At 64.4% G+C, this 26,596-nt stretch carries 26 protein-coding genes; 6 read left to right on the plus strand and 20 right to left on the minus strand.

Going from position 1 to position 26,596, the window contains the following annotated elements:
- Positions 1-3 precede the first annotated feature (3 nt).
- The 7 genes from AB2B41_RS03925 to lptF are packed head-to-tail and all read right to left on the minus strand — an operon-like array spanning position 4 to position 7,987.
- Positions 4-585, minus strand: a complete 582-nt coding sequence (locus AB2B41_RS03925; protein WP_367876437.1) for a hypothetical protein — start codon at positions 583-585, stop codon at positions 4-6.
- The gene (gene rsmA, locus AB2B41_RS03930; RefSeq protein ID WP_367876438.1) at positions 582-1,424 is read right to left on the minus strand and encodes a 16S rRNA (adenine(1518)-N(6)/adenine(1519)-N(6))-dimethyltransferase RsmA; all 843 of its coding nucleotides are present in this window, start codon (positions 1,422-1,424) and stop codon (positions 582-584) included. The genes AB2B41_RS03925 and rsmA overlap by 4 nt, the downstream gene beginning before the upstream one ends.
- Positions 1,424-2,395 carry a 4-hydroxythreonine-4-phosphate dehydrogenase PdxA gene (gene pdxA, locus AB2B41_RS03935; RefSeq protein WP_367876439.1) on the minus strand — a complete coding sequence of 324 codons (972 nt, stop codon included), beginning with the start codon at positions 2,393-2,395 and terminating at the stop codon, positions 1,424-1,426. Before pdxA ends, rsmA begins: the two co-directional genes overlap by 1 nt.
- Positions 2,392-3,615 carry a peptidylprolyl isomerase gene (locus AB2B41_RS03940; protein WP_367876440.1) on the minus strand — a complete coding sequence of 408 codons (1,224 nt, stop codon included), beginning with the start codon at positions 3,613-3,615 and terminating at the stop codon, positions 2,392-2,394. Before AB2B41_RS03940 ends, pdxA begins: the two co-directional genes overlap by 4 nt.
- Before the next feature lie 5 nt (positions 3,616-3,620).
- Entirely contained in the window at positions 3,621-5,768 is a 2,148-nt protein-coding gene (locus tag AB2B41_RS03945; RefSeq protein WP_367876441.1) for an LPS-assembly protein LptD, read from the minus strand.
- 3 nt (positions 5,769-5,771) lie between these two features.
- The gene (gene lptG / locus AB2B41_RS03950) at positions 5,772-6,869 is read right to left on the minus strand and encodes an LPS export ABC transporter permease LptG (protein ID WP_367876442.1); all 1,098 of its coding nucleotides are present in this window, start codon (positions 6,867-6,869) and stop codon (positions 5,772-5,774) included.
- A complete protein-coding gene (gene lptF / locus AB2B41_RS03955; RefSeq protein ID WP_367876443.1) occupies positions 6,866-7,987 on the minus strand; it encodes an LPS export ABC transporter permease LptF in 1,122 nt (373 codons plus the stop codon). Before lptF ends, lptG begins: the two co-directional genes overlap by 4 nt.
- 138 nt (positions 7,988-8,125) lie before the next feature.
- Here lptF and AB2B41_RS03960 point away from each other — a divergent pair, with 138 nt between their 5' ends.
- Together AB2B41_RS03960 and AB2B41_RS03965 are read left to right on the plus strand one after the other, a co-directional pair.
- A complete protein-coding gene (locus AB2B41_RS03960; protein WP_367876444.1) occupies positions 8,126-9,598 on the plus strand; it encodes a leucyl aminopeptidase in 1,473 nt (490 codons plus the stop codon).
- An 8-nt stretch (positions 9,599-9,606) separates the two neighbouring features.
- Positions 9,607-10,065, plus strand: coding sequence for a DNA polymerase III subunit chi (locus tag AB2B41_RS03965; RefSeq protein ID WP_367876445.1), 459 nt, complete (start codon positions 9,607-9,609; stop codon positions 10,063-10,065).
- Positions 10,066-10,165: 100 nt separating this feature from the next.
- On the opposite strand, the gene AB2B41_RS03970 is transcribed toward AB2B41_RS03965, so the two are convergent.
- From AB2B41_RS03970 to AB2B41_RS03980, 3 genes are all read right to left on the minus strand, one after another.
- Positions 10,166-10,747, minus strand: a complete 582-nt coding sequence (locus tag AB2B41_RS03970) for a retropepsin-like aspartic protease family protein (RefSeq protein WP_367876446.1) — start codon at positions 10,745-10,747, stop codon at positions 10,166-10,168.
- Positions 10,748-10,778: 31 nt separating this feature from the next.
- Positions 10,779-11,411: a MarC family protein gene (locus AB2B41_RS03975; protein WP_367876447.1), complete on the minus strand. Its 633-nt coding sequence runs from the start codon at positions 11,409-11,411 to the stop codon at positions 10,779-10,781.
- A 94-nt stretch (positions 11,412-11,505) separates the two neighbouring features.
- Positions 11,506-13,365, minus strand: coding sequence for an ABC-F family ATP-binding cassette domain-containing protein (locus AB2B41_RS03980; RefSeq protein ID WP_367876448.1), 1,860 nt, complete (start codon positions 13,363-13,365; stop codon positions 11,506-11,508).
- A 107-nt stretch (positions 13,366-13,472) separates the two neighbouring features.
- Here AB2B41_RS03980 and ndk point away from each other — a divergent pair, with 107 nt between their 5' ends.
- Positions 13,473-13,895, plus strand: coding sequence for a nucleoside-diphosphate kinase (ndk, locus tag AB2B41_RS03985; protein ID WP_367876449.1), 423 nt, complete (start codon positions 13,473-13,475; stop codon positions 13,893-13,895).
- Between the two features lie 51 nt (positions 13,896-13,946).
- On the opposite strand, the gene AB2B41_RS03990 is transcribed toward ndk, so the two are convergent.
- The 5 genes from AB2B41_RS03990 to AB2B41_RS04010 all read right to left on the minus strand — a co-directional run bounded on the left by AB2B41_RS03990 (position 13,947) and on the right by AB2B41_RS04010 (position 17,002).
- A complete protein-coding gene (locus AB2B41_RS03990; protein ID WP_367876450.1) occupies positions 13,947-14,327 on the minus strand; it encodes a DUF4112 domain-containing protein in 381 nt (126 codons plus the stop codon).
- A gap of 42 nt (positions 14,328-14,369) precedes the next feature.
- Positions 14,370-14,696, minus strand: a complete 327-nt coding sequence (locus tag AB2B41_RS03995; RefSeq protein WP_367876451.1) for a TfoX/Sxy family DNA transformation protein — start codon at positions 14,694-14,696, stop codon at positions 14,370-14,372.
- A 39-nt stretch (positions 14,697-14,735) separates the two neighbouring features.
- Entirely contained in the window at positions 14,736-14,864 is a 129-nt protein-coding gene (locus tag AB2B41_RS04000; RefSeq protein ID WP_367876452.1) for a hypothetical protein, read from the minus strand.
- Positions 14,865-14,974: 110 nt separating this feature from the next.
- Positions 14,975-15,940, minus strand: coding sequence for an aldose epimerase family protein (locus AB2B41_RS04005; RefSeq protein ID WP_367876453.1), 966 nt, complete (start codon positions 15,938-15,940; stop codon positions 14,975-14,977).
- Between the two features lie 123 nt (positions 15,941-16,063).
- Positions 16,064-17,002 carry an acetamidase/formamidase family protein gene (locus AB2B41_RS04010; RefSeq protein WP_367876454.1) on the minus strand — a complete coding sequence of 313 codons (939 nt, stop codon included), beginning with the start codon at positions 17,000-17,002 and terminating at the stop codon, positions 16,064-16,066.
- Positions 17,003-17,240: 238 nt separating this feature from the next.
- On the opposite strand from AB2B41_RS04010, the gene AB2B41_RS04015 reads away from it, so the two are divergent.
- The 3 genes from AB2B41_RS04015 to AB2B41_RS04025 are packed head-to-tail and all read left to right on the plus strand — an operon-like array spanning position 17,241 to position 20,448.
- A complete protein-coding gene (locus AB2B41_RS04015; RefSeq protein ID WP_367876455.1) occupies positions 17,241-18,644 on the plus strand; it encodes an amidase in 1,404 nt (467 codons plus the stop codon).
- Between the two features lie 37 nt (positions 18,645-18,681).
- On the plus strand, positions 18,682-19,668 hold the full coding sequence (locus tag AB2B41_RS04020; RefSeq protein ID WP_367876456.1) for an acetamidase/formamidase family protein: 987 nt from the start codon (positions 18,682-18,684) through the stop codon (positions 19,666-19,668).
- Between the two features lie 18 nt (positions 19,669-19,686).
- The gene (locus AB2B41_RS04025) at positions 19,687-20,448 is read left to right on the plus strand and encodes an SDR family NAD(P)-dependent oxidoreductase (RefSeq protein WP_367876457.1); all 762 of its coding nucleotides are present in this window, start codon (positions 19,687-19,689) and stop codon (positions 20,446-20,448) included.
- On the opposite strand, the gene AB2B41_RS04030 is transcribed toward AB2B41_RS04025, so the two are convergent.
- The 5 genes from AB2B41_RS04030 to AB2B41_RS04050 are packed head-to-tail and all read right to left on the minus strand — an operon-like array spanning position 20,445 to position 26,594.
- The gene (locus AB2B41_RS04030) at positions 20,445-20,741 is read right to left on the minus strand and encodes a putative quinol monooxygenase (RefSeq protein WP_367876458.1); all 297 of its coding nucleotides are present in this window, start codon (positions 20,739-20,741) and stop codon (positions 20,445-20,447) included. The two genes, AB2B41_RS04025 and AB2B41_RS04030, sit on opposite strands and share 4 nt — an antisense overlap.
- Before the next feature lie 15 nt (positions 20,742-20,756).
- On the minus strand, positions 20,757-22,442 hold the full coding sequence (locus AB2B41_RS04035) for an AMP-binding protein (RefSeq protein WP_367876459.1): 1,686 nt from the start codon (positions 22,440-22,442) through the stop codon (positions 20,757-20,759).
- Between the two features lie 17 nt (positions 22,443-22,459).
- Complete coding sequence (locus tag AB2B41_RS04040) at positions 22,460-24,841, minus strand: amidase (protein ID WP_367876460.1); 2,382 nt, start codon at positions 24,839-24,841, stop codon at positions 22,460-22,462.
- Positions 24,838-25,572, minus strand: coding sequence for an ATP-binding cassette domain-containing protein (locus AB2B41_RS04045; RefSeq protein ID WP_367876461.1), 735 nt, complete (start codon positions 25,570-25,572; stop codon positions 24,838-24,840). Before AB2B41_RS04045 ends, AB2B41_RS04040 begins: the two co-directional genes overlap by 4 nt.
- Positions 25,569-26,594: a branched-chain amino acid ABC transporter permease gene (locus AB2B41_RS04050; RefSeq protein ID WP_367876462.1), complete on the minus strand. Its 1,026-nt coding sequence runs from the start codon at positions 26,592-26,594 to the stop codon at positions 25,569-25,571. The genes AB2B41_RS04045 and AB2B41_RS04050 overlap by 4 nt, the downstream gene beginning before the upstream one ends.
- Positions 26,595-26,596 lie beyond the last annotated feature (2 nt).

Raw genomic sequence — 26,596 nt, forward strand, 5'->3', positions numbered from 1 at the left:
GCCTCACTCGACAGGCGGCGGTGCCCGCGACCCTTCGGGCCTTTGCATGTACCTGATGCGCCCGTGCCTGCGCAAAACGTCTTCACGCGGACGCCAGTCATAGCGGCTGTCCTTTACCACGGGTGCCCAGAAAAGCCGCCCACCATACCGCCAGGGATCGACGACCACCCCTGTCTCCATCGGCGCGCCCCTTGGCACGATCACGGTGGTGCTGTGATCGATCAGGATGGGATTGTCGGCATTGGCCCGCGCGGTCCCAAGCGTGGCGAACCCCGCCGCCTCCAGCCGCGCCTGCATGTCTTCGGCCCAGTGATAGCACAGACCGCGCGGTTTGCGCCCGGCGTTGACCTTGGCGTTATGGACCAGCGGGGGATCGGTGATCTGGTAGGCCAGTGCCAGGTCATAGGTGGACTGGAAGGACAATCGCGCGGCTTCAGCTGCCTCTGCAGCGGCTATGTCCGGTGACATTTGCTGCAATGCCGCCGCCAGGGCGGCGATCTCGGCCTCGGTGCCGCGCGTGGGTGCTCTTGCTCCGCAGCCGAAAAGCAGCGCGGCCATCAGGGCGAGAACCCAGCTAAGCCTCATCTGGTGGCGACCTGGCGTGCGAGCGCGCAGAAACCCTCAAGCGGCACCTGTTCGGCCCGGTCGGTAGGGGCAATCCCGGCGGCGATCAGCCGGTCCTCGATGTCCGGGGCGACTCCCTTGAGCGAGGCGCGCAGCATCTTGCGCCGCTGATTGAAAGCGGCGGCGACGACCCGCGAAAGCACGTCGGGGTCGGCGGGAAAGCGGGGTTCGGGCAAAGCGGTAAGGTGCACGACACTGGAGGATACCTTGGGCGGCGGCGTGAAGGCCCCGGGCGGCAGTTGCATGGCGATGCGGGCTTCGGCGCGCCATTGCGCGAGAATCGCCAGACGCCCGTAGGCCTTAGAGCCGGGCTGCGCCACGATCCGCTCGGCCACTTCGCGTTGGAACATCAGCGTCAGGCTTTCCCAGAAGGGCGGCCAGTCCCGCGGCGTCAGCCATCGTACCAGCAGTTCGGTACCGACGTTGTAAGGCAAGTTCGCGGCCACGCGGATGGGCGGCGTCAGATGCGCCAGCGGGTCGATCTCAAGCGCATCGCCCTCGATGACCGTGAGCCTCCCGGGATAGGCCTCGGCGATCTCGGCCAGTGCCGGCAGGCAGCGGCTGTCTTTCTCGATTGCCAGCACGTGCCGCGCTCCTTCCGCGAGAAGGCCCCGCGTCAACCCACCCGGTCCGGGGCCAATCTCAAGTACGTCGCAATTCTCCAGGTCGCCGGCCTGCCGGGCGATCTTGGCGGTTAGATTGAGATCGAGGAGGAAGTTCTGCCCCAGCGATTTCCGTGCCGACAGCCCGTGCCGGGCGATCACCTCGCGCAGGGGCGGCAGGCTGTCGATGGCGCTCATCAGCCCCGTGCCATTCGGTGCGCGAGGCGGATCGCTTCTATCATGCTGCCGGGATTGGCCAGCCCTTTGCCCGCGATGTCGAAGGCGGTACCGTGGTCTGGCGACGTCCGGATAAAAGGCAGGCCAAGCGTCACGTTCACCCCGCGGTCAAAGTCCAGCGTCTTGATCGGGATCAGTGCCTGGTCGTGATACATCGCCACAGCCGCATCGTAGCGGGCGCGGGCGGCGGCGTGGAACATCGTGTCAGCGGGCAGGGGCCCGGTAAGGTCATAGCCTTCGTCCCGCATCATGTCGATCAGGGGGGCAATCCATTCCTCTTCCTGCGTGCCCATTGTCCCGCCTTCGCCAGCGTGGGGGTTCAGACCGGCGATGGAAAGGCGCGGCCTGGCGATGCCAAAATGGTCGCGCAGTCCCTCGTGCGTGGTCTCGATCACACGCCTCAGATGAGCGGGTGTCAGCTGCAAGGGAACCTGTTCGAGCGGGATGTGGATCGTCGCAGGCACGACGCGGAGTTGATCGGAGGCCAGCATCATGACCACGTCCTCGACCCCGCCAAGGGCCGCGAGGTACTCGGTGTGACCGGGGTAGGGGAAATCCGCGCCGTCCTTCAGCGCCTTCTTGTTGAGGGGCGCGGTGCAGAGGGCCGAGGCCGCGCCGTCGCGGACAAGGGACACCCCGAGGGCGATCATGTCGATGACGTGCTGTGCGTGGCCGGGATCGGGCGTGCCGGGCACGGCCGGGCTGCCGAAGTCGCGGGCGATGACGGGCAACACGTCGGTGTCGAGCGCAGCGGCCTCATCCGGCCTCTCGATGACTTTGTAGGCTGTACCCTCGGGAAGGTGTTGCGGATCGCCGAGCCAGACCATCGGCACTTCCCCCGCCAGAACCGTCCAGGCGCGCGCGGCGACCTCGGGACCGATGCCCGCAGGCTCCCCGCAGGAGATGGCGACGGGCCGGGCGGTCAGGCTCATTGCCTGATGATGCGGGCGTTGGCGCGCAACTGGGTCATCAGCACGTCCGCATAGCCCTGCAGTTTGCGCTGGCGCAGGGCGTTCACGACTTCCTCGCGGGTCGCTTCGGCATTGGCTTCGGCCTTGCGGCCACACAGCATCAGGAAGACCAGCGTTTCGCCGTTGTTGCGGGTCAGCGCGACGGAGCTTTCCCCTGCGTCGAGTTTCGCCAGTTCGATAGCGATATCCTGCGGGATCTCGCCTGGCTTCCTGGTCGCGCGCTCAAGCACTTCCTCGGGCTGGCCTTTTGCGATGCCGTAGAGGTCGTCGCAGACGTCGACATTATCGCGGACCCTGGCCGCTGTGGCCAAAGCGGCCTCGCTCCGACCGCCGGGGATGTAGTAGGTCGCGTACTCGATCTCGGCGTAGGTCTTCGCCGGCGTGCCGGTCTCTTCGATCCCGCGCAATTGGAACAGGGCCACCGCATTGGGGATCGGGAGCGGCGATGTCACCTCGCCGGGGGCGAGCGCCAGAATGAGCGGGCGCAGCTGCGGAGGAAGGTTCTCAAGCGGTGTCCATGGCATGCGGCCGCCGCGTCCGCGCGAGGCGGTGGCGGAGTATTGGCGGGCATAGCCGGAGAATTCCGCCTCGCTTCGGGACTGCGATATACGGTCCGCCAGCGCATTCACACGGGCGCGGTTCTGGGGCGGTGCGGGGATGATGATTTCGGACAGGAGCACGCGAATGCCGGACCCCGAAGCGGCGGTGTCGGCCAGCGCGCGGTTGATCTCGTCCTGGCCGATCTGCACGCGGTTAAGGTAGAGGCCCCGAACCAGTTCGCGCCACCCCAACGAGTTGGCGACGAAATCGCGGAAGGTTTCGCGCGAGACGCCGGACTGCTCAAGCGCCTGGGAGAATTCCTCAACCGACAGATTGGCACGGGAAGCGAAGTCCTCCAGCCCGCTCTGCAGCCCTTCGCTGGTCAGTTCGATCCCGGCCTGCGCTACCGCCCTGTTGCGCAGGCGGTCGTCGATCAGGGTTTCGATGACGCTTTCGCGGTCCGCATCCGGAGCATTCAGAAGCTGGAGGAAGCGCTGCCGCTCCTGCACCTCGAACTCCGTGACGACCGCGTCATCGACGCGGGCGACGGGGGCAAAGAGGTTCTGGGCCTGGGCCATTTGCCCTGTCACGGCGATCACGCAGGCGGCGGCTAGGCCACGGATCACGGCGGAAATTTTCATCTGGATCACCTTTGACATGAGCGAATGTATCGTTGACTGCCCGATGAGGCGGCAAAACCCCTCAGCCCCACGTTAAAGCCGAAATTGGTGGTGGGCTCAACAGCCGTGGAGGAAGAATAGCTGCGCGCGACGGTGAGATCGACGGCAAGGCATTCGTTGTTGTAGCTCAGCCCGACGCCCGCTGTCGCGGACCGGTCGTCGGCGACGTTGAAACGCCAGTCCGCGCGCACCGCCCAGTGGCGGTTGATGTCATAGCGCCCGTCGAGCAGGATTTCGGAGACCGCCTCGGCCCGGTCCTCAGCCAGATCCTCGTCGAGCCAGACGTAGGACCCGCCCAGACTGCCGCGCCGGAAGCCCCAGTTGCCGCGCAACTCGGCCTTGGCAAAGCGGAGTTCCTTGTCAAACAGGCTGCGGCCGGTCAGCGACACGCCGTTGTTGCTTTCGACCTGTGCGGCAAGCAGGAAGTTCGAGGTCGTGCCCTGCAGTCCCGAAGAGGCCGAGAAGGCGTCGTCAGGATCGCTGCGGAACACCTGCCCAAGGCTCACGTTCGCGTCCCAGCCGTTGGGGTTGACGCGCGACCAGTTCACGCCAAGCGCGTAGACGGTGCCGCGTTCGCGCCGGTCGGGGCGCGGAAACCGGGACAAGGACAGCAGGTTGCCCTCGTCGAATTCCACCCTGGTGCTTTCGTCGTTGGGCACAAGCAGTCTCTCACCGCGTGTCCAGGCAACCTGCGCGATAGGCTCGATCACCTGCGTGATGCCGCCGCCGTCGCGGCGCAGCAAGGGATAGCGAAGCGTCAGCGCCGCCCGTGGCACGATATCCGACTGGTTCTGCGCAAAGGTCGCATCCTGCGTGATGTCGAAAAGGTTGAAGCTAATGCCTGCCTGGGCATCGGTAACGAGGCCCACAGGCCAGGTGTACCGTTTCAGCCAGTCCACACGGCCGTGGATGCGCGCCACGTCACGGCCATCGACCTCGAGATCGGGATCCGGGCCGTCGGTATCGCGGTCCGAATTGCGCCGGTGGGTGTGTGCCTCGATCCGGAAGCGCAATTCGCCGCCCCCCTTTCGCGGAAAGAACCGCCGCTCGTATTCGCCGTCAAAGACCACGGTGGCGAGATTGTCGTTGATGTCCCCGGCACGAAGGCTTTCGAAATTGTAGAAACTGCCGCGCACCAGTTGGTCGCGCCGCGCACGGCTGATCGTCACCTGACTTTCGAGCCGGTCCTGAAGGAAATACCCGTATTCGTTGAGGTAGCCCCGGTCGGTTGTGATCTCGACGTCGAAGTTCAGCTTGTAGTCGCGCGCGAGCTCGAAGTCGCCCCGACCGAAGAGATATCCGCGCGTCTTGTCGGGGCGCTGGTCGTCACGGGTGACGGCGCCGTTGAACTCGATCCGTCCTTGCCGGAAGGCCTGTCTGTAGCGCAGCTCGACAGTGCGGGTAACGCTGGACAGGTAGGGGGTGACGGTCAGGTCGCGGTGATCGCTCAGCTTGATGAAGTAGGGGATCTTGAACCCGGTCCCAAGTTGGGAGGTCGTGCGGATCGAGGGTACGAGGAAACCCGTCGCGCGTTCGAGCTTCGGCCCCGGCAGGCGGAGACGCGGGACATAGAAAACGGGGACGTCGAGAATGCGGAACTGCGCCTCGTCGAAGTAGAGCTGTTGCTCCAGCTCGTCGTGGATGATCCGTTTGGCCCTGATCTGCCAGAGCGGGGGTGTCCCGTCGTCACAGACCCGGCAGGAGGTGACGCTGGCCTTGGAAAGCTGGTTGTAACGGCCATTGACCCGGTCGACCCGGCGTGCGGCCAGCTGCAGTTGCTGGGCCAGGATCAACCGGGCTCCGGTCAGCAGCCCATTCCGGAAATCCGCGTCGAGCTGGGCGGCATCGGCAAGGATGATGGTGTCCGCGCCGTCGGTCAAAGTGATTGGCCCTTCGATCTCCAGTGCGCCGCTGTCCTGATTGTAGCGGATTGCGCGGGCCCGGATGCGTGTCCCACCTTGGAAGGCCTCGACATTGCCTTCGGCCACAAGCGTGCGATCTGCGTTGATGAAGACATTGTCCGCGATCAGGATCGCGGGCCTTGGCTCAGAATCCTGTGCGACAAGGCTGAGCGGCACCAGAAGCAGCGCGAGCGTGAGAAGAAGCAGTCGCATCCCCTAGCCGTCCTCGACATGAAGCAGAAGACCAACGGCAAGCAGGATCGCCGCAACGGGTGGTGCCCAGGCGGCCAGCAGCACAGGGATTTGCCCGTTCTCGCCCAGGATTTGCGCGAAGCTGCGGATGAAATAAAGCGCGAAGCCCAGCAGCACTGCCGTCAGGACCGCGACGCCAGTGCCGCCGAAACGCGTGTGGCGCATGGTAAAGGCACTGGCGACCAGCACCATCGCCATCAGGAAGAGCGGACGCGCGAATTCCGTCTGCAGCCAGACCTTGTGCCGCTGTGCGCTGAACCCGGCCTGTTCCAACTGCCGTATGAAGGTCGGCAGATCGTAGATCGAGACAGCGGCGGGGCGCCCGATGCTCTCTCTGATCCGCTCGAGCGTCAGCGAGGACGGGATTGTCATGGTATCGTGAAACGTGGCATTTGCCTCGGCATTGATGCCGGGCCTCAGCGGCCAGGTCTTGGCATTCCGCAGCGACCACTCGCCGTCGCGAAGGGCGGCGCTGCCTGCCTCGATTCGCTGCACGGGACCGTTCTGGGAGTCGTAGGTCAGGAAGGTCACGTCATAGAGCACCGAAGCGTCCGCGTTCGAGCGCCAGGTCCGGATTACCGTTTGCCCGGCTGCGCTGCCCTGCCGCAGCCAGAGGCCCTCGTCGGAAATCGACAGGGCGGATGCACCGCCCGCGCGGTAGCTTTCGGACAATTGCAGGTAGCGGTTGCCCGTCGCGGCAACGATGGGGTTCAGCATGCCCACAGCCATCACACCGATGATCAGCGCCACAACGACGGGCGCGATCAGCGCTCGCATCGCCGACCGTCCCGCCGCGCGGGTCACGACCAGTTCGGAGGAGCGGGCAAGCGAGACAAAGAGCGTCACCGTGGCAAGGATCACGATCAGCGGCAGGATCAGGTTGATGGTCTGCGGCGCATTGAGAAGCGTCAGACCGAGGATTTTCTGCCAACCGATGCCGAAGCTGCCGAATTTGCGGGTCTGTTCGACCACGTCGATCAGCATCACCAGCGCAAAGAGCACCCCGGTGATGAGCAGAAAGGCCATGGCGAAGCGACGGGCGAAGTAGACATGCAAGATCATGCAGCCGACCTCCGCCGCCGGAACCGCCCGGGGTTTGACAGGTGCCAGAGCATGCCGACAACCAGCAGCGCGCCAACTGCCGATGGCACGTACATGAGCGGCCAGAGTGCGGCATCGGCGCGCACTGAATTGACCATCGCACCACGTATCCCGTCGATTGCCACCAGCATGCCGAAGGCGATCGCGACCTCGCGCCAGATGCCGAAACGGGAAAACCCGCCCAGCAGCAGGGTCGCAAAGCCCACCATGGCGGCGACGATGCAAAAGAGCGGCTGCGCGAAACGCGAATGCAGTTCCTCCGCGATGATGCCGATGCTGTCGCCCGTCCGGTCCGAGATGCGATCCCAGTCGGTCAGCAGCCGCGGTGTCACGATGTTGGGCACGACCAGGTTGCTGTCGGCGGTCTGCTTCACGAGGGAAGAGATATCGAATGAAAAGTCCCGAAAATTGGCCGTGGCAAGCCGCTTGTCGGCCTTGTTCATCCGCTGGGCCAGCCCGTCGACCATGATCAGCGTCGTGCCGGGACCGTTGCGCACGAGGTACGCCTCGGCAGCGGTATAGATGACCCCCTCGGTCGGCTTGCGCCGGTCGGAAAGGAAAACATCCCGCAGCACCCCGTCTTCATCGATAAGCCGCGTGTAGAAGGTGACGTTCTCGGTTGGATGCAGGAAACGCCCCTCGCGCAGCAAGCTTGCGGTGACGTTCTGCGATATCTCGGTCTCGCGCTGATTCAGCTGGGCCTGTGCCATGGGGACGAGGAAATGGCTGAGGACACTCATCATCAGCGCCACGCAGAGCCCGTAGATGAACACAGGCCTTGCCAGTCGCCAGGGGCTGGAGCCGGTCGATTGCAGGACGGTGATCTCCGCCTCGCTGCTCATCCGGTTGGTGACATAAACCGCCCCCGCGAAGGCCGCGATGGGCAGCACCGTGGTGATCAGCTTGGGCAGACCCAGCGCCGTGAACTCGAGAAACACCAGCGCGGATTGACCATCGCCGATCAGCCGGTCGAAGAGGACAACCGCGCGATTGATCCAGAAAAGTGCCACGAGGACGAGGGCGAAAAAGCCAAACAGCAGCAGAAGCTGTGACAGCATATAGCGGTCTAGTCTGGCCACTGCGGTCCCCCAAAAATGCCTGCCGGGCTGATTTTTTTCTCCTGTCTAAAGCAAAATATGGCAATGGAAAACTGCTAACTGGTCATGTCTGGCCAGCCGCGCTAGGTGTGGTGGCGACCGAGAACAGGGACACATGAAATGACCGAACTGACGCCGATCCGCTTTGTTGAGACAGATATCGAGAAAATCGCATCCCATACGGGCCGCGTTGCCGTTTTTGTGGACCCCGAAGGCCGGCTCGATGCGGGTGCGCGCAGGGTCAACAAGTTGACCAAGGGGGCGCTGGCGCGGCTGGTCGAGGGGCAGAAATTCGCCAAGTCGAAACCCGGTGATGCGCTGACACTGGCTTATCCGACCGGTATGGCGGCCGAAGCCGTCGACGTGATCCACCTGCCGCGCAAGGCAAGCGTCGAGGACGCGCGCAAGGCAGGCGCATCGCTGGCCAAGCTGCGGGGCGAGGCCGATGCGCTCTTGCTGGCTGCAGGCATGCGCCGTGTGGCGGAAGTGGCTTTTGGCCTCGCCATGCGCGACTACTCTTACGAGAAGCAAAAGAGCGAACCCAAGTCCCGCAAGGGCGCGGTCGAGATCATGTGCAGCAAACCGGACGAGGCCACGGAGACGGCCGCGCCGCTGCTGGCGGTGGCCGAAGGGGCGTTCCTTACCCGCGATCTCGTCAGCGCGCCCGCCAATGTGCTGACGACAACGACTTTCGCCGAGCAACTTCTGGCGCTCAAGAAGGTCGGCGTGAAAGTTCAGGTTCTGGATGAAGAAGAGCTCGCAAAGCTTGGAATGCGCACCCTCTTGTCCGTGGGACAGGGATCCGACAGTCCTTCCAAGGTGGTCGTCATGGAATGGAACGGTGGCGCAAAAGCCGACAGGCCGCTGGCCCTCATCGGCAAGGGTGTCGTCTTTGACACCGGCGGGATCAGCCTCAAGCCTGCAGGTGGCATGGAAGACATGACCATGGACATGGGCGGTGCGGGTGTCGTCGCAGGCACGATGAAGGCGCTGGCATTGCGCAAGGCCAAGGCCAATGTCGTTGGTCTGGTCGGCCTTGTCGAGAACATGCCCTCCGGTACAGCCATTCGCCCGGGCGATGTGATCAAGAGCATGAAGGGCGACACGGTCGAGGTGATCAATACCGATGCGGAGGGCCGTCTCGTGCTCTGTGACGTCATGTGGTACGCGCAGGAACGGTTCAAGCCTGCGGGCATGATCGACCTCGCCACGCTCACCGGGGCGATCATCATCGGCTTGGGGCATGAGAATGCCGGCGTATTCTCGAACGACGACACGCTTTGCGATGCCTTCCTCAAGGCCGCGAAGGCCGAGGGAGAGGGGGCCTGGCGTATGCCGCTGGGCCAGGCCTACGACGAGCAGTTGAAAAGCAACATCGCTGATATGAAGAACGTCGGCGGGCGCCCGGCGGGGTCGATCACCGCCGCGCAGTTCCTCAAGCGTTTCGTCAAGGACGAGACACCCTGGATACACCTCGATATCGCGGGGGTCGCGTCGGTGAAGGCAGACACGACGCTGGCACCGAAGGGGGCGACCGGCTGGGGTGTCGCGGCGCTCAATCGTCTCGTGGCTGATATGTTCGAAAAAGCCTGAGGCGCGCGATGGGTGCGGCCTATTTCTATCACCTGACGCGCCGACCGTTGGTTGAAACGTTGCGCATGTTGCTGACGAAGTCGCTGGAGAACGGCTGGCGTGTCGCGGTGCGCGGTCCGGATGCGGCGGGTCTGGAAGCGCTCGACCGCGCCTTGTGGCTGGGGCCGGAAGACGGCTTTCTGCCGCACGGGATGGCGGGCGGCCCGATGGACGCTGAGCAGCCGGTTCTGCTGACGACTGAGACCGAGGCGGTGAATGCGCCGCATTGCGTGATGTCGGTGCTGGGTGCCGGGGTGACGGCGGATGAGGTCAAGGCACTTGAGCGCGTATGCATCCTTTTTGACGGGAACGATGATGCCGCACTGTCGCAGGCCCGGGCGCAGTGGAAAGCGCTCAAGGAGGCCGGTGCGGCGGCGCAATACTGGTCAGAGGAATCGGGGCGCTGGGAGAAGAAGGCCGAGACCTGAGGGTGGGGTGGGCGACACGCCCACCTTACAACGCGTTGCATGACGATCTCGGCGCGAGGCTCAGCACTGTCTGGTAAGGTGGACGCCCCGTCCAACCCCCTTAACGGGTCAGAACCAGTTCACCACCCGCGATCTCGATTCGGCCCCAGCGCTGCAGGTACCCCATGCCAAGCAAGGATTGCGCCATCTCGCCCTCGTTCACGACTGCCGGGACGTCCCGGTCGGTCACGCCGCCCAGTTGCACCTCGTCCAGCCGAACGTAGGCGGTCCGCACCAGCCCGTTCGCGGTACTTGCCCGGCCAAGGAAGGACAGTTCATCGGGGTTGAGCCCCGCGCGCGCCGCGTCGGCCTGCGTCAGCACCATGTCGGTGGCGCCGGTGTCCACGACGAAGCGGATCGGCGCGCCGTTGACCTCGAGGCCCAGGTAGTAATGTCCGTCCCGCGCCCTTGGCACGATGATCTGATCGCTGCCCGCCACGGAGTACTGCGGCGTACGCGCATCGCGGCTGATGTCCTGCCAGAGCCCTACGGCGGCCGCCCCACCCACGAATATCATGGCCCAAACAGCCGCATATTGCAGTGTCTTATTCAGCCCCTCACGCGATTGCATGAGGAACCAGCCGCCGACCATGGCCAGCAGCACAACGAGATAGATCAATTGTCCGGTTTCGATGCTTTCCATGACCCAGATATAGGTATCCCATATCGCCCAGTCAGGAGGGGCGAGGGCCAAATCCGAAGGCCGCGAGCCCATCAAGCACGAATTGCACCGAAAGCGCGGCGAGTAGCATGCCGAGGATGCGGGTGATCACGTCGATCCCGGTCTTGCCGATGAGCCGGTCGAGATAGCTCGACGCCATCAGGATCAGTGTCATTGCAATGAGCACGAGTGCGGTGATTGACAACACGGTTATCATCCCTTCGCCGCCTGGGCGTTCTCCGATCAGCAGGATCACCGAGGCAATGGCACCCGGTCCTGCCATGAGGGGGATCGCCAGGGGAAAGATCGAAGGGTCATCCGGATGCTGCTCTTCGGTCTTGTCCTCGCGCCGCTTTGTCCGGCGCTCGAAAAGCATGTCGAGCGCGGTCAGGAACAGCAGGATTCCGCCCGCGATGCGAAAGGCGGGCATGGAGATCCCGACAAAGCCCAGAAGCGCCTCGCCGAAGAAGGCAAAGAGCGCCAACACGAAGGCCGCAGTCATGGTGGCCCGCACCGCGATGCGGCGGCGCTGGCCGGGCGTCATGCCGCGCGTGAGGGCGAGGAACAGGGGCGCGATACCGATGGGGTCGATCACCACGAACATGGTGACGAAAACGGTGATCATGTAGGCGGTGTCGAGTTCCATTGGTGTCGTTCTGTCTTATTTCATCGGGAATTTGGGGCGCTGCCCCGTCAGCAAGGCTGACTCCCCGGGAATTGATATGGCAAGAAAGAGGGCATCAGGCGGTCGCCTTTTCCAGGTTCTCCTCGGCTGTCATCCAGAGCGCCTCGGCACGGTCCAGTGCCTCCATCACTTCTGCGTATTTGCGATTCCAGACCTCCAGATTGCCGACGTTGGCGTCTTCGTAAAGTGCCGGATCGGCAAGTTTCTGGGCCAGTTTGTCGCGCATCTCGTTCAGCTTGTCGACGCGCGCTTCGGCCTTGCGGACTTCGGAGCGCAGCGCGAGCACCTCGTCGCGGCTGGCGCGTTTCGGCTTGGGGGCCTCCTTGGGCCTGGTCTCCTTGCCCGCCGGTTTTGCCGGGGCCAGAAGCATCTGTCGGTAAGCCTCGAGGTCATCATCATAGGGCTTCACGGTGCCGTTCGAGACCAGCCACAGGCGGTCGGCCACCATCGACAGCAGGTGCATGTCGTGGCTGACAAGGATCACCGCACCGGTGTATTTCGTCAGCGCCTCGACCAGCGCCTCGCGGCTTTCGATATCGAGGTGGTTCGTCGGTTCGTCGAGGATCAGAAGGTGCGGCGCGTCAAGCGTGGCCAGCAGCAGGGACAACCGTGCTTTCTGACCGCCCGAGAGGCGTCCTACCTCGGTCTCGGCCTGTTCCGCGCCGAGGCCAAAGCCCGCAAGCTGCGCCCGCAACTTGGGAGGGTGCACGCCGGGGCGGGCCGCGATCATGTGCTGAAGCGGGGTTTCATTTACGCGCAACTCGTCCACCTGATGCTGGGCGAAAAAGCCCACGCGCAGTTTCTTGGCCTTGACGGCCTTGCCCTGCATCAGCGGCAACCGGTCCGACAGTAGCTTGGCCAGGGTCGATTTCCCCTGTCCGTTCTTGCCCAGAAGCGCGATGCGGTCGTCCTGGTCGATGCGCAGGTTCAGGCGCTGCAGCACCGGCTTGTCCTCAGCATAGCCCACCGCGCCGCCTTCGATGGCAACGATGGGCGGTGAAAGCTCTTCGGGTTCGGGAAAGGTAAAGACACGTTTCGCCGCCTGTTCCGGCGAGGCGATCATGTCCATCCGCTCGATCATCTTGATCCGGGACTGCGCCTGCTTGGCCTTTGACGCCTTGGCCTTGAAGCGGTCAACAAAGGCCTGCATGTGATCGCGCCGGGCCTGCTGTTTCTTGGCCATGGCCGCCTGCACGGCGCGCTGTTCAGCGCGCTGGCGCGCGAACTGGTCATAGGGGCCCTGATAGAAGGTCAGCTTGCGGTCTTCGAGATACAGGATGCTGCCCACGGCGCGGTTCAGAAGGCCCCGGTCGTGGCTGATGATGATGACCGTATGGGGATATTTCGCCAGATAGCTTTCCAGCCAGAGCGCGCCTTCGAGGTCGAGGTAGTTTGTCGGTTCGTCTAGCAGCAGCAGGTCGGGCTGGGCAAAGAGCACGCCCGCCAGTGCCACACGCATCCGCCAGCCGCCAGAGAAGGCCGAGCAGGGCATCTGCTGTTCGTTATCGTCGAAGCCAAGCCCCTTGAGGATCGCTGCTGCGCGGCCCTCTGCGGACCAGGCGTCGATATCCGCGAGACGCGCCTGTATCTCGGCGATGCGGCCCGGGTCGCTTGCGGTTTCTGCCTCGGCCATCAGCGCCGCCCGCTCGGTGTCCGCCGCCAGAACCGTGTCGAGCAGCGAGGTCTCGGACGACGGCACCTCCTGCGCCACGCCGCCGATCCTGGCGCGCGAGGGCAGGGCGATCTCGCCCCCGTCAAGGCTCAGCTCGCCCCGGATCAGCCGGAAAAGCGTGGTCTTGCCCGCGCCGTTGCGCCCGACGAGGCCAACCTTGTGACCTTCGGGGATCGTGGCCGAGGCCTCCTCGAACAGGGGGCGTCCTTCGACCGAGTAGCTGATGTCGGATATGCGCAGCATGGGGGCGGTGTGGCCCAATGTGCGGGCCTCGTCAATCGCGGGTTTTCAAGGGATTTGCCCCATGCTAGGGAGCGCGCAAATTCACACCCCCCAAAGGAGCAAGCCACATGGCCCTTGAGCGTACCTTCTCGATCATCAAGCCCGACGCCACTCGCCGTAACCTCACTGGCGCGATCAACAAGAAATTCGAAGATGCCGGTCTGCGCATCGTCGCGCAAAAGCGTATCCACCTGACCAAGGCGCAGGCGGGCGAATTCTACAAGGTGCACGCCGAGCGTCCCTTCTACGAAGAGCTGTGCGAATTCATGGCCTCCGCGCCCATCGTTGCGCAGGTGCTGGAAGGCGAGGGCGCCATTGCCAAGAACCGCGAAGTCATGGGTGCTACGAACCCCGCCGATGCGGCCCCCGGCACGATCCGGGCCGAGTTCGCCGAAAGCGTCGGTGAGAACTCTGTCCACGGCTCCGACGCGCCAGAGACGGCGGCGGTCGAGATCGCTTATTTCTTTTCCGGCCTTGAGTTGGTCGGTTAAGCCGATCCAAAGAGTTTCGGGAGAGGGCCGCCGTTGCGCGGCCCTTTTTCTTTAGCCGGGTCGCTGGCCCAGGTGTTTTTCAAGGAGCGCCAGGTTGCGCAGCTTGGATTTCCAGGCGATGTCAAAGATATCGCCCAACAGCGGGATTGCCCCGATGGCAAGGTCAATTGCCGTGTTCGCCCCCATGCGAAGAAGCAGGCCGGATGGCGCGCCCATGCCGTGCGCCTTCGCGATGATGTAGAAAGAGGGCGCGAGGGCGAGCGCATCGCCAACACCGGGGATCAGGCCGAGGATCGCGTCCCAGCCGATGCGGGTGCCGATTATGGGCAGGCGGTAGGCGCTGTCCATCGTCTTTGCCAGTCGCCGAAGACGGTTCAGGTCTTCTTTCTGCGTCGCATTGAGGCCTGGGGGAGTATCTTCGATATCCGTCATGTGCAGAAAACCCCTTGGGTCCGGCTTGGTTCCGCAGTTATCCTAACGGGCGCGGACACCGATTTCGTCCAGCAACCGCTCAAGCTCGTCTTCGGGGGTTGCAGCGATTTGCGCTTTCAGACTGTCGAAACGGGCCCGGAGCGCCTTCTTTTCATCGCCGTGGCAGTCATTCCACGGGCGGCCCTGCAGGCCCATCACCATGGCGCAATAGCCAATGAAATGCGGTTTCATACCGCTGCCAATCAGCTTCGCGTAGGCTGCCTCAGCGCCAAGAGCGCGCAGGGTTTCGGCATCGGGAATGCCTGCGGCGGTGCAGGCGGCCTCGACCGCGGGGCCGAGGTTTCGGATGGTCGAGACTGGTGTTCTCATGTTCCCAGTCTAGGGCCGAAGTCGCGGCCCTGTCACGGCTCAGATGCTGGCGTAATCGGTGATGATCGGCTTTGGGCGCGGTTTTGCCGTGGGTTTGGGGCGTTGTGTCTGTCCCGTCGCCGGTTTCGGCGGCGCGGGCGGGGGGTTCTGGGGTTCGGGACGTGCCATCTGGCTGCTCCTTTTGCAAGGGCCAGACAGGCGGGTCTGTCCAGCCTAGAGCAGCAGTCTGCGCCAACAGGATGCCGTGGGCGCGGCGGCAATGGGGCGATGCGGGGGTATTATCCGGGCAGCGTGAGGCGGAAATGCGTCGTCTGACGCCATGTCTCGCCGGGATGCAGGATGATCGAGGGGAAGCCCGCGTGGCGTGGTGCGTCGGGCCAGAATTGCGGCTCAATCGCGATCCCGCCGTAGGGCGCCAGATTGCCGCCGTTGTCCAATACCCCGGCTATCCGCGGCAGGAAGGCGCCGTTGTATATCTGCAGTCCGGGGGCATCGGTCGAGACATGCAGCGTGATCCCCGTCGCGCCTTTCAGCGTCGCGCAGGGGGCGGTTTCGGGCCTCTGCTGCCGTGCGAGGCAGTAATTGACATCGAGGGCGGGTGTCAGGGGTACCGGACGCGGGGTGCGGAAATCGAGATCCGTGCCTGTCACCGAGCGAATCTCTCCGGTGGGAAGCTTGCGCTCATCAGTGGGCAGATACTTCTCCGCGGATATCTGCAGCAGGTGGCCTGACACGTCGGGACGATCGTCGAACTTCCAGTAGGGATGCGCCGCGATGTTCATGGGCGTGGTCCGGTCCGTCTTGGCGAATATCTCCAAGGTCAGACAGGACCCTTCCACGCTGTAACGCGCCGCGATCTCGCGCCGCCCGGGCAAGCCCTGCGCGCCGTCGGGAAGCGTGAGCGCAAGGGTGACAGCGCTTTTCGTCAGTTCCCGCACTTCGAACACCTGCGCGTGTAGGCCTTCGGCGCCTGAATGCAGACAGGTCTCCCCGTTTTCGTTGCGGGGCATCTGGTAGCTCTTGCCGCCCAGATTGACCCGGCCCTCCGCAATCCTGTTGGCAACCGGGCCCACGAGCGGTCCGACATAGGCAGGCACGTCGACATGATCACGCGGATTGCGAAACCCAAGGACGAGGTTGTCGCCATCCGGCCCGAGGCGCAGCGCAGCCAGTGTCGCGCCCTTCGGCAGAATGGCGGCGCGAAGAGAGTCAGTGGCAAGCTTTATCGGTGTCAATCCGTCCATGCCGGCAGACTGGGCGTTTCGCCGTCGCGTATCAAGAACGCACGAAGATGACGTCAGGCATTTCCCTCGACCGGGATCAATCCGACACCGACCGGTCGTTCGGTGGAACGGTGGTTTCGATCCTCAACCCAAAACAACCTTGGGAAAATAGAACGAGACGGTCCAGTTGGGCATGTCCACGATCTCACTGATCCTCAAATCCCCGCAAACCGAGCAGAGCATATAGGCTTCGACATCCGTCATATGCGTCGTCGCGCAAAGCCAGTCGATCATGCCCGAGACCGCGTCGCGCGCGCATTGCATCAGGTCGGTGCCGATCCCGGTCGTGACCTTGTATCCCGCCCCGTCGAAATGCCGGGTGACAGGCCCCGAGGTTTCGAACCGGGGAAACGGCAGCCGCGCGTCCTTGAGCAGGTCGATCTTCACCGAAACCACCATAGGACTTTCGATTGCCGTGCCGCAGATTTCGCCGTCGCCCTGGGCGGCGTGGGTATCGCCGATCGACAGCAATCCGCCTGCCACCTCAACCGGCAGGTACAGCGTCGTGCCGACGCAATTGTCCCGGATGTCGAGATTGCCGCCGACCCGGCGCGGCGGGACGATGGAATGGGCGCCGGGCTGGGCCGGTGCCAGACCGACGGTGCCCGCAAAGGGCTTGAGCGGCACCTTGCCCCCCGGCCCATAGAGCGCGGGCGTCATCGCGGTCGCGTCGTACATCCAGATGTGCAGCGCCGGGTCCTTGAACTGGTCCGACAGCAGCCCGAAACCGGGAATGTTTGCCGTCCAGCCCCAGCCGGAGGGCTTGAAGTCAAGAAAGGTGACCGCCACAGCGTCCCCGGGCTCGGCCCCTTCCACAAAGATCGGCCCGGTTACCGGATTGACCTTGTCGAAGGAGAGATTCTCAAGATCGAGCAGGGACGCGCCGGGCCCGAGCTGGCCGCCCGAGCTGTCCACGGTCTCCATCTCGACCGTTTGGCCAGGACGGACACTGAGCACCGGTTGGTTCTGGTTGTTCCAGCCAAAGTGATGGTGGTGCTGGTGAATGGTGTGATTGCAGCGCATGATGCCTTTGCTCCCTTTGCTGCATGATACGATCATTCGCGCGGCCACTTGGCAAGTTGAGGATGCTCAATGGTGCGCCGTTCGCGGGGGCCGACGGCCAGTCGCGCCGTCAGGCCGCACCTCGGGGCTGCTGAATATCCACATGGCGTCAGAGCGCAATGGACATCGCGATCCGGTAAGCGGAGACTGGCAGAGAGATGCCGCGCCGCAAGGCGCGCCCGCCGAGGAGAGGACGAATATGGATACCCGACCCGTTCACTACCGCAGCCTTGTTGAGACCGCCGAGGCGCTCAGAACCGGCGAGACCAGCGCGCGCGCCCTGACCGAGACGATGTTGGAGCGGATCGGCACGCTGGACCCGGGCTACCATTCCTATTTCCACGTCTGTACGGAGCGGGCATTGGCAAAGGCAGATGCCGCCGACGCGGCGCTGCGCGACGGGCGCTGCCTTGGCCCGCTGCACGGAATGCCTATCGCGGTGAAGGACCTGTGCCGCACGGATTTCGCGCCGACCACCGCCGGGATGGGGATCAACGCAGGGCTGATGTCTGAAACCAACGCCACCGTGGTCGACCGGCTTGAGGCGGCAGGCGCGGTCATTCTGGGCAAGATCGCCATGACCGAAGGGGCCTACACGGGGCATCACCCCAACGTCTCCGTCCCGGTCAACCCGCTCAGCCGCGATCACTGGGTCGGGACTTCCTCATCGGGCTCGGGCGTGGCGACCGCTGCGGGCTTCTGTTTCGCGTCGCTGGGCAGCGACACGGGCGGGTCCATCCGGTATCCCAGCGCCACTTGCGGACTGAGCGGGCTTAAGCCAACCTGGGGGCGGGTGAGCCGCCATGGCGTGTTCGATCTTGCCCCGACGCTGGACCACGTCGGCCCCATGACCCGCAGCGCCGCTGATTGCGCGGCGACCCTTCAGGTCATCGCGGGCCACGATCCCAAGGACCCCACATCGCTTGACGTACCGGTGCCGGACTACATGTCGGGCCTTGGGCGCGGCGTGCGCGACCTGCGCATCGGGGTGGACCGGGACTATGCCTTCGACGGGGTCGAGGCCAGCGTCGCGGCCGCGCTGGAGGCCGCCATCGCGCAGTTCGAGCGCCTCGGTGCCCGGATCGTTGAGATCACGCTGCCGCCCTACGAGGAACTGGTTGCCGAATGGGTAATGATGTGCGCCGTCGAAACCGCGTACGTTCACCGCGAGACTTACCCGGCGCGGGCCGCCGAATATGGCCCGGACCTCAGTAACCTGATCGACCAAGGGCTGGCGGCAACGGGCGTTCAGGTGGCGCGCGGCAATATCCTGCGGGTGACCTTCTCGCAGGCGTTGGAGACGATGTTCGAAGGGATCGACTGCATGCTTTGCCCCACAATGCCCACGCCCACGCCGACACTGGCCCAGATGGCCGGTTACGGCGCCGATCCGGAGGTGCTGAACGCGATCCTGCGCTACACGGCGCCGTTCGATTTCTCGGGCAGCCCGACGCTGACGCTGCCCAACGGGCTGGACGGGCAGGGCATGCCGACCAGCATGCAGATCGTCGGCCCGATGTTGTCCGAAGCGGTGATCCTGAGGGCCGGTGCGGCATACCAGAACGCCACCGATTGGCATTGCAGGCATCCCGATTTGGGCTAGCTTGTGTCGGGACAGGGTGATCATCAGGGAGGCGAAAATGGGCTGGATCGAAACCTCAATCATGGCGCGCAGGGGCGTGTCTGGCGGCGCGAATGGCACCACCCATCGGCTGAGCGAGGAAGACCAGGGCGAGTATCACTACGTCTATGGCCCCTACGCCAAGCCGGTGATGCGCATCGCTCCCGGCGATACGGTCGAGGTCGAAACGCTCGATGCCTTCGGCGGCGCGATCAAGTCCGAGGCGGACCTGCCAAGCCAGGTGCTCAACATGCCTTTCGTCAATCCCCAGAACGGCCCCATCGCCGTTGAAGGGGCGCAGAAGGGCGACGTTCTGGCGGTGCAGATCCTTGACCTCTTGCCGCGCGGCCCGCAACCGGCGGGCACCACGGCGCTGATCCCCAGCTTCGGCGCGCTGGTCGCCGACGGGTTGCAGATGCTGAACGTGCCGATCGCCGAAAGGGTCAAGAAGATGGAGGTGACGCCGGAAGGCGGTGTCAAATTCTCGGACCGGGTGACGCTGCCCTATGAGCCTTTCGTCGGCACCATGGGCGTCAGTCCCGAGATCGAAGCGGTCAGTTCCCTGCAACCGGACTACTGGGGCGGCAACATGGACTGTCCCGACGTGGCACCGGGTGCTGTGGTCTATTTCCCCGTCCAGCGGGACGAGGCGCATTTCTTCATCGGTGACTGCCACGGGCGGCAAGGTGACGGTGAACTCTGCGGCGTGGCGGTGGAAATCCCCGCCACGGTGACCGTGCAGATCGACGTCATCAAGGGCTGGTCGATCCCGGGTGTCCGGCTGGAGAACGAGGAGTTCATCATGTCGCTGGGCAGCGCCCGTCCGATGGAAGACGCCGCGCGGATGGCTTACCGCGACCTGGTGGCGTGGATGGTGGCGGATTACGGCTTTGAGGAATCGGAGGCTTATTTCCTTGCCACCCAAGCCGGGCGCATGCGGGTCGGCAACATGGTCGATCCAAAGTACACGCTCGGCGCGTCGATGAAGAAAGAATATCTCGCATAACAGGGAAGGGGAGTTCTCATGGATCTCGGACTCAAGGGCCGGAACGTTCTGATCACCGGCGGCACCAAGGGCATTGGCCGCCACTGCGCCGAAATCTTTGCTGAGGAAGGTGCCAATGTCGCCATCTGCGCGCGTGACAGCGCGGGCGTGACGGAAACGATTGAATCGCTGAAGAAAAAGGGTGTCAAAGCCATTGGCCGCGGCGTGAACGTGGCCGACAAGCACGCCTTGACGTCATGGGTGAAGGATTCGGCGGCTGCGCTGGGGGGCATCGACATCGTCGTGGCGAACGTCTCGGCCCTGGCCGTCGCGGATGACGAGGCGGCGTGGGAAGCCGGCTTTGGCGTCGACATGATGCATTCGGTGCGTCTTGTGAACGCGGCGATGCCGTTCCTGCAAAAGTCGGATGCGGCGGCGATCACGCTGATCTCGTCGGTGTCGGGCCGCGAGGTGGATTTCACCGGCCCCGCCTATGGGGCCTTCAAGGCGGCTCTGGTGCACTATGCGCAAGGGCTGGCCATGAAGCTTGCCGGTGCCGGTATCCGGGCCAACACCGTGTCGCCGGGCAATACCTATTTCCCCGGTGGCATCTGGGAGAACATCGAACAGAACAATCCGGAGCTTTTCGCGCAGGCGCTGGCGCTCAATCCCACGGGCCGCATGGGCAAACCCGAGGAAATCGCGCGCGGCGTGGTGTTCCTGTCGAGCCCGGCGTCCAGTTTCACCACCGGCACCAATTTGGTGATCGATGGGGCGCTCACCAAGGGTGTGCAGCTTTAGCGCGGCCAGATTTCCCTGGCCGTTACGATGGTCACCTCACCGTCAAGCAGGTGGCCCGCCGCCGCAAAGAACCCCTGTGATCCGGCACCGTTGTTGTGCCGGTCACGGGCGGCGGCATCGGTGAACCGTTCGTAGGTGGTGAACCGGCAGGGGTCGTCGGGGTCCTGCGCCACGAAGAAGCCTATCGTGTCCGGCTCGTGCTCGGCGGCGAATGCGCCGACCTTTGCCAGTTCTGCCGCCACGGTATCTTCATGGCCCGGCTTGGCGCGGATGATCGCGGTCAGGGTTTCCATGGACAATCCTTTCCTTTAGTGCGCGGGCGTCTGGTCCGCCTGCATCATCTCGCGCATGCGGAATTTCTGGGGCTTGCCCGTGGCGGTCAGCGGCATCTCGGTGTCGAAGCGGATGTGGCGCGGCACCTTGAAGCGTGCCATGCGTTCCTCGCACCATTTGCGCAACCCGTCGGCGTCGATCCGTGCCCCGGCGCGCGGGATGATCCAGGCGGCCACCTCTTCGCCCAGACGCTCATCCGGCATTCCGAAAATCTGTGCCTGCGCGATATCGGGATGGGTCAGCAGCACCGCTTCGACCTCGGCGGGGTAGATGTTCTCGCCGCCCCGGATCAGCATGTCGCCCGCGCGGCCGGTGATCCGGGCATAGCCCTCCGCGTCGATCACGCCCAGATCGCCGGTGTGCATCCAGCCGTCCTGGATCACTTCGGCGGTGCGCTCCGGATCGCCCCAGTAGCCTTTCATCACAAGGTAGCCGCGTGTTTGCACCTCGCCTTCCTGGCCGACGGGGACGACTTCATCGTCCTTGTTCACGACGCGCACCTCGACATGGGGCTGGACGCGGCCAACGGTGTTCACGCGCCGCTCCGGCGGATCGTCGGGCGCGGTCTGGAAGGAGATGGGGCTGGTTTCGGTCATCCCGTAGGCGATGGTGATCTCTTTGCAGTGCATCTCGCGCATGACCCGCCGCATCAGCGGGGCCGGGCAGGGGGCGCCCGCCATGATGCCGGTGCGCATCCGGCGCAGGTCGAAACGGGCAAAGTCGGGATGGTCGAGCATGCCGGAGAACATCGTGGGCACACCATGCACGGCGGTGCATCCTTCGTCCTGTAGCGCCTTCAGGGTGGCGAGCGCGTCAAAGCCTTCGGCGGGGAAAACCATCTTGGCCCCGTAGGCCGTCGCTGCGAGCACGCCGAGGACCATGCCGAAGCAGTGATAAAGCGGGACGGGGATACACAACCCATCACCGGGCGACAGGCGCATGGCCCGCGCAGCGGAGATCGCGTTGTTGACGACGTTGTAATGGCTGAGCGTGGCGCCCTTGGGCCGCCCCGTGGTGCCGGAGGTGAACTGGATGTTGATGGCGTCATGGGCCGAGAGGCTTCTCGTAATCGCATCGAGACGGGCGCGGTAGCCCGATCTACCGCGATCCATGACATCTGCGAAACGCAGCATTCCCGGTTTGTCGTCCTCGCCCAAGTGCACCACCCGGCGCAGCGCGGGCAGGGCCGCCGCGGACAGCCGTCCTACCGGCGCGCGAGCAAGCTCGGGCGCGAGGGCGCGGATCATGCCGAGGTAATCGGCGTCACGATGCCCTGTGGCGGTGATCAGCGTTCTGACGCCGACCGCGCGCAGCGCATGGGCCAGTTCGTCCTTTTTGTAAGACGGGTTAATGTTGACCAGCACCGCCCCGATCCGCGCCGTGGCAAACTGGGTCAGCACCCATTCGGGCCGGTTGGGCGACCAGATGCCCACGCGGTCGCCCTTGTAGACGCCGATGGCAAGCAGCCCCGCCGCCAGCCGGTCGATCCGGCGCGCGAGTTGATCATAGGTCCAGCGTTCGCCCTGCTCGGAAAAGACGCAAGCGGCCCGGTCGCCATGGCGTCGGCAAACTTCCTTCAGAAAGGCGGGGATCGTCGCTTCGATCAGCGGACGCGCCGTGCTGCCGCGCACATGGGACAGACCGTTGATCGGACGGGTCACCTGCGCGCCTCCCCCCTTTACATCGACCGCCAGTCGCCGGCCTGCTCGAAGGCACCGGCGGCCCGGTAGATCGTGGATTCATCGTAGCGGCGTCCGATGATCTGCAAGCCGACGGGCAGGCCGTCGCTCATCCCGCAGGGCACCGACATCGCCGGGTGGCCCGTCACGTCGAAGGGCGCGGTATTGGTGATCATCTCGAAGGCGCGCTGGCACCAGAGTTCGAGCGAGGAATCCGCAGGCGGGATCGGCGGGGCCTTCATTGGGGTCGTCGGGGTCAGCAGCAGGTCGTAGGAGGCAAAGACCTTGTTGAATTCGTCCTTGAGCTGGCGCGAGAGGTTCTGCGCCTTGGAGTAATACCGCCCGCGCGTGTGCTTGAGGTGGTACTGCCCGATCAGCATCGAGATCTTGAGCGTATCGCTCAGCTCATCCGCGCGGGAGCGCCAGTTGGAATGGTATTCCAGCAGTGACGTGGTATGCAGCCCCTCCCAGCCGGTGCCCATGCCGTTGCCCAGCATCATCTGCTGGGTCAGACCTTCGAGCGCGATGGGCGTCCAGATCGCGACGCCGTGCAGGTGCCAGGGCACTGATATTTCGTCCACGGTGGCACCGAGGCGGCGGAAAGTCTCGGCTGCCGCGCGCACCTTGTCGTTCACGTCGGCCTCGGCGCCTGCCTGGCCGAAACCTTCCTTGATGACGCCGATCCGCAGCCCCGACACGCCGCGCGAAACGGCGGACGTGTAGCGTTCCGTCTTCACGTCATACTGGCGCGGGTCGAGCCCGTCCGCCCCGGCGATCACCTCCAGCATCAGGGCGTTGTCCATGACGTTCTGGGTCATCGGGCCGGTGTGGTCGATGGTGGTCTCGATCGGCATGATGCCAGAGTAGGGGACCAGACCGTGGGTCGGCTTCATCCCATAGCAGCCGCAGAAGGAAGATGGCATGCGGATCGAACCACCCTGGTCCCCGCCAATGGCCATGTCCACCTCGCCCGCGCCCACAAGCGCGCCCGAGCCGGAGGAGGAGCCGCCGGCGGAATAGCCGTGCTTGTGCGGGTTGTGCACCGGTCCTGTCGCGTTGGTGTGCGAGCCGCCCGAGAGGCAGAAGTATTCGCAATGCGCCTTGCCCGCGATGATCGCCCCGGCATCCAGCAGGCGCGTGACCACCGTGGCATCGAGATCGGGCGTATAGCCCTTGAGCGTCGAGGCCCCGTTCATCATCGGCACGCCTGCGACGCAGACGTTGTCCTTGATCGCGACGGTACGGCCCGACAGCGGTCCGCGCGGTGCGCCCCGGATCTCGGTCTTCACATACCAGGCGTTCATCGGGTTCTCTTCCGCAGTCGGGCGATAGCCCGAGGTGCGCGGGTAGAGGACTGGTGGCAGGTAGTCAGGTAGCGCATCCACGACGTCGTAGGCGTCAAGTGTGCCCTGCATTACGTCGAGGAATTCCTGAACCCGTGCATCGGACATATGCATGCCGAGTTCGGCCACGACTTCTTTCATCTGGGCGTGCGTGGGGCGTTGGACGGTCATGTAAGACATCCTTTCGGTCAGTGAGGCAGGCGCGCCCTGCGGGGCGGCAGTCTGCGTCTGCGGCTTGTGGCCGGTCATGGCGGGGGCAGAGGACTTCGCATCGGGCTTGCCGGGCAGCTTCGGGCTGTGGCCCGTGTGTGCGGGTGCGCCGCCCGCTGCGCCGAAGCCGGTGAATTCCTCTATCAATGCGGGGTTTGAAGTCTCCGAACCGGACACCTCTCCCGCGATGGTGCCCTTCTGGATCAGCAGGACCCGGTCCGAGAGCGCGGTGATGAAATCGAGGCTCTGCTCGACCAGCACGATGGAAACCCCGGTGCGTTCGTTCAGCGTCTTCAGCAACTCCACGATCTCGTCGATGATCGAGGGCTGGATGCCTTCCGTCGGCTCGTCCAGCAGCACAAGGTCCGGCTCAGAGATCAGGCAGCGCGCAAGGGCCAGCAATTGCTGTTCGCCCCCCGACAGGGCGCCGCCGTCGCGGTCGAGCAGCCGTTCGAGCCGTGGAAAATCGCGCAGGACCTGATCGATGGCATCCTGTTCGTCCATGAAATGGGCCGCGACGCCCATCCGCAGATTATCCCGCACAGAGAGGTTGGGGAATATCCCGCGCCCCTGCGGCACATAACCGATGCCCATCTGCGCCCGGCGCGAGGAGCGCAGGCTGACGAGGTCTTCGCCGTCGAAATCCATCACACCCGCCGTGGCGGGCACGATGCCCATGATGGTCTTCAAGAGGGTCGTCTTGCCCATCCCGTTGTGACCCAGCACTCCGAGGATTTCGCCCTCCTGCACCTCGAGGTCGATGCCGTGCAGCACCGGCACCTTGCCATAGCCCGCGCGCAGGCCCTTGATGCTCAGCAGCGCGGTCATGCCTGGCTCCCAAGGTAGACTTCACGGGCGCGCTTGTCGGCCGAGATCGCTTCCATCGTGTCTTCCATCAGGATGCGGCCTTCGTGAAAGAGCGTGACCTGTTGAGAGATCATGCGGATGAATTGCATGTCGTGCTCCACGACGATGATCGCCGCGCGTTCGTTGATCTCGCGGATCAGTTCGGCGGTGCGGGCGGTTTCCTCGTGCGTCATGCCTGCCGCCGGTTCATCGAGCAGGACGAGCCATGGCTCTGCGGCCACCACCATGCCAAGCTCGACCCACTGGCGCTGGCCGTGGGCCAGCTGGCCCACGATATCGCGGCGGATATCGCCAAGCCGCAGGCGCTCGATGGTCTCGGTGGTCAGGGAACTGGCGCGGCGCATCCCATGCCAGCGGCGGGCGGAGAGCCAGATGTTTTCCTCGACCGATACGCCATCGAAGACATTGGGCACCTGCGTCTTGATGCCGACGCCAAGGCCCGCGATCTCGTGCGGCTCCCAGCCGGTGGTGTCGTCGCCTCGTATCTTGATCTCGCCCGCGGTGGGGACCAACTGCCCGGTCAGGCATTTGAAGAACGTGGACTTGCCCGCGCCGTTGGGGCCGATCAGGCAGCGCAACTCGTTCTCGTAGAGGGTGAAGTCGACCTGGTCGACCGCGCGCACCCCGCCGAAATGCATCGACAGCCCGCGTGTCTCCACGATCACCTCGCGGCGGTCCTTCCGCCGGCTCATGACCCTGCTCCTTCCCGCGCCCGCCGCCGCGATCCGCGCCGCCGCCCGCGTTTCCTGGATTTGCGCCGTGCCTCGACCCAATCGATGATCGTGGGCGCAATGCCCTTGGGCACGATCAGCACGAAGAAGATCAGGATAATGCCGAGCACGAGGTTGTTGTTCAGAACCGTCTGCCCGCCGAGCGCGGACGTGAGATAGAACAGACCGAAGGTCGCGATGATCGGCCCGATGAGCGTGCCGCGCCCGCCTACGATCACCCAGATGATGGTCAGCGCGGCGTTGTAGAGGTTGAACACATCCGGCGTGATCCGCCCCACGCCGTTGCAGAAGAGAACCCCGCCGATCGCGGCAATCCCCGCCGAGATCGTGAAAATCCCCAGCTTGTAGAGGCGGGAGTCGTAGCCCAGAAGTTCCGCGCGCAGCTCGTTTTCACGGATGCCGACGCAGACCCGTCCAAAGTGCGTGGTGACCAGCCAGCCGCAAAAGACATAGCAGAGAATGAGCGCCGCCATCGCGACGTAGAAGACCTGCTCCGGGAAGAGGAAGGAACCCGTGTTCCACGGCAGGTTCAGGGGGGGCGAGGTGATCCCGTTGAAGCCACCCAGAAGCGCCTTGCCGATCTTGTATTCCGGTCCCGAGGTGCGGCGGATGAGCGAGAAGAATATCAGTGTGACCGTCAGCGTGATCACCCCGAGGTACACATCCGAGACGCGCCCGAAGAACATGAAATACCCCAGGAGCGCGGCAAAGGCCGAGGCGACAAGGATCGCCACCAGGATGGCCCAGGTGGAGCCTCCGAAATTGATTGCCGCGATCGTGTAGGCATAGGCGCCGAGGCCGAAGAAGGCGACCTGTCCGAAGCACAGGATGCCGCCGTAGCCCCAGACGAGGGCGAGGCTCAGCGCAAGGACCGCAAGCGCGATGGCCGTGGTCAGGTTGATGATGGTGAACAGCTGCAGCACATACGGAGCGGCGAACATGAAGATCACGCCGATCAGCGCGAAAATCAGGACCGGGCGCATGC

Source organism: Sulfitobacter sediminis, from assembly GCF_040811725.1.
Lineage (GTDB): Bacteria > Pseudomonadota > Alphaproteobacteria > Rhodobacterales > Rhodobacteraceae > Sulfitobacter > Sulfitobacter sediminis.

Bases quoted from the DNA above. Each gene is read 5' to 3' on its own strand.
- AB2B41_RS04020 (WP_367876456.1), top strand. From the start codon at position 18,682: ATGGGCTGGATCGAAACCTCAATCATGGCGCGCAGGGGCGTGTCTGGC.
- AB2B41_RS03980 (WP_367876448.1), bottom strand. From the start codon at position 13,365: ATGCTGCGCATATCCGACATCAGCTACTCGGTCGAAGGACGCCCCCTG.
- rsmA (WP_367876438.1), bottom strand. From the start codon at position 1,424: ATGAGCGCCATCGACAGCCTGCCGCCCCTGCGCGAGGTGATCGCCCGG.
- AB2B41_RS03970 (WP_367876446.1), bottom strand. From the start codon at position 10,747: ATGGAAAGCATCGAAACCGGACAATTGATCTATCTCGTTGTGCTGCTG.
- AB2B41_RS04015 (WP_367876455.1), top strand. From the start codon at position 17,241: ATGGATACCCGACCCGTTCACTACCGCAGCCTTGTTGAGACCGCCGAG.
- AB2B41_RS03995 (WP_367876451.1), bottom strand. From the start codon at position 14,696: ATGAGAACACCAGTCTCGACCATCCGAAACCTCGGCCCCGCGGTCGAG.
- AB2B41_RS03975 (WP_367876447.1), bottom strand. From the start codon at position 11,411: ATGGAACTCGACACCGCCTACATGATCACCGTTTTCGTCACCATGTTC.
- AB2B41_RS03960 (WP_367876444.1), top strand. From the start codon at position 8,126: ATGACCGAACTGACGCCGATCCGCTTTGTTGAGACAGATATCGAGAAA.
- AB2B41_RS04010 (WP_367876454.1), bottom strand. From the start codon at position 17,002: ATGCGCTGCAATCACACCATTCACCAGCACCACCATCACTTTGGCTGG.
- ndk (WP_367876449.1), top strand. From the start codon at position 13,473: ATGGCCCTTGAGCGTACCTTCTCGATCATCAAGCCCGACGCCACTCGC.
- AB2B41_RS03925 (WP_367876437.1), bottom strand. From the start codon at position 585: ATGAGGCTTAGCTGGGTTCTCGCCCTGATGGCCGCGCTGCTTTTCGGC.
- AB2B41_RS03965 (WP_367876445.1), top strand. From the start codon at position 9,607: ATGGGTGCGGCCTATTTCTATCACCTGACGCGCCGACCGTTGGTTGAA.
- pdxA (WP_367876439.1), bottom strand. From the start codon at position 2,395: ATGAGCCTGACCGCCCGGCCCGTCGCCATCTCCTGCGGGGAGCCTGCG.
- AB2B41_RS04050 (WP_367876462.1), bottom strand. From the start codon at position 26,594: ATGCGCCCGGTCCTGATTTTCGCGCTGATCGGCGTGATCTTCATGTTC.
- AB2B41_RS04000 (WP_367876452.1), bottom strand. From the start codon at position 14,864: ATGGCACGTCCCGAACCCCAGAACCCCCCGCCCGCGCCGCCGAAACCG.
- AB2B41_RS03940 (WP_367876440.1), bottom strand. From the start codon at position 3,615: ATGAAAATTTCCGCCGTGATCCGTGGCCTAGCCGCCGCCTGCGTGATC.
- AB2B41_RS04005 (WP_367876453.1), bottom strand. From the start codon at position 15,940: ATGGACGGATTGACACCGATAAAGCTTGCCACTGACTCTCTTCGCGCC.
- AB2B41_RS04025 (WP_367876457.1), top strand. From the start codon at position 19,687: ATGGATCTCGGACTCAAGGGCCGGAACGTTCTGATCACCGGCGGCACC.
- AB2B41_RS04045 (WP_367876461.1), bottom strand. From the start codon at position 25,572: ATGAGCCGGCGGAAGGACCGCCGCGAGGTGATCGTGGAGACACGCGGG.
- AB2B41_RS03990 (WP_367876450.1), bottom strand. From the start codon at position 14,327: ATGACGGATATCGAAGATACTCCCCCAGGCCTCAATGCGACGCAGAAA.
- AB2B41_RS03945 (WP_367876441.1), bottom strand. From the start codon at position 5,768: ATGCGACTGCTTCTTCTCACGCTCGCGCTGCTTCTGGTGCCGCTCAGC.
- AB2B41_RS04030 (WP_367876458.1), bottom strand. From the start codon at position 20,741: ATGGAAACCCTGACCGCGATCATCCGCGCCAAGCCGGGCCATGAAGAT.
- lptG (WP_367876442.1), bottom strand. From the start codon at position 6,869: ATGATCTTGCATGTCTACTTCGCCCGTCGCTTCGCCATGGCCTTTCTG.
- AB2B41_RS04040 (WP_367876460.1), bottom strand. From the start codon at position 24,841: ATGACCGCGCTGCTGAGCATCAAGGGCCTGCGCGCGGGCTATGGCAAG.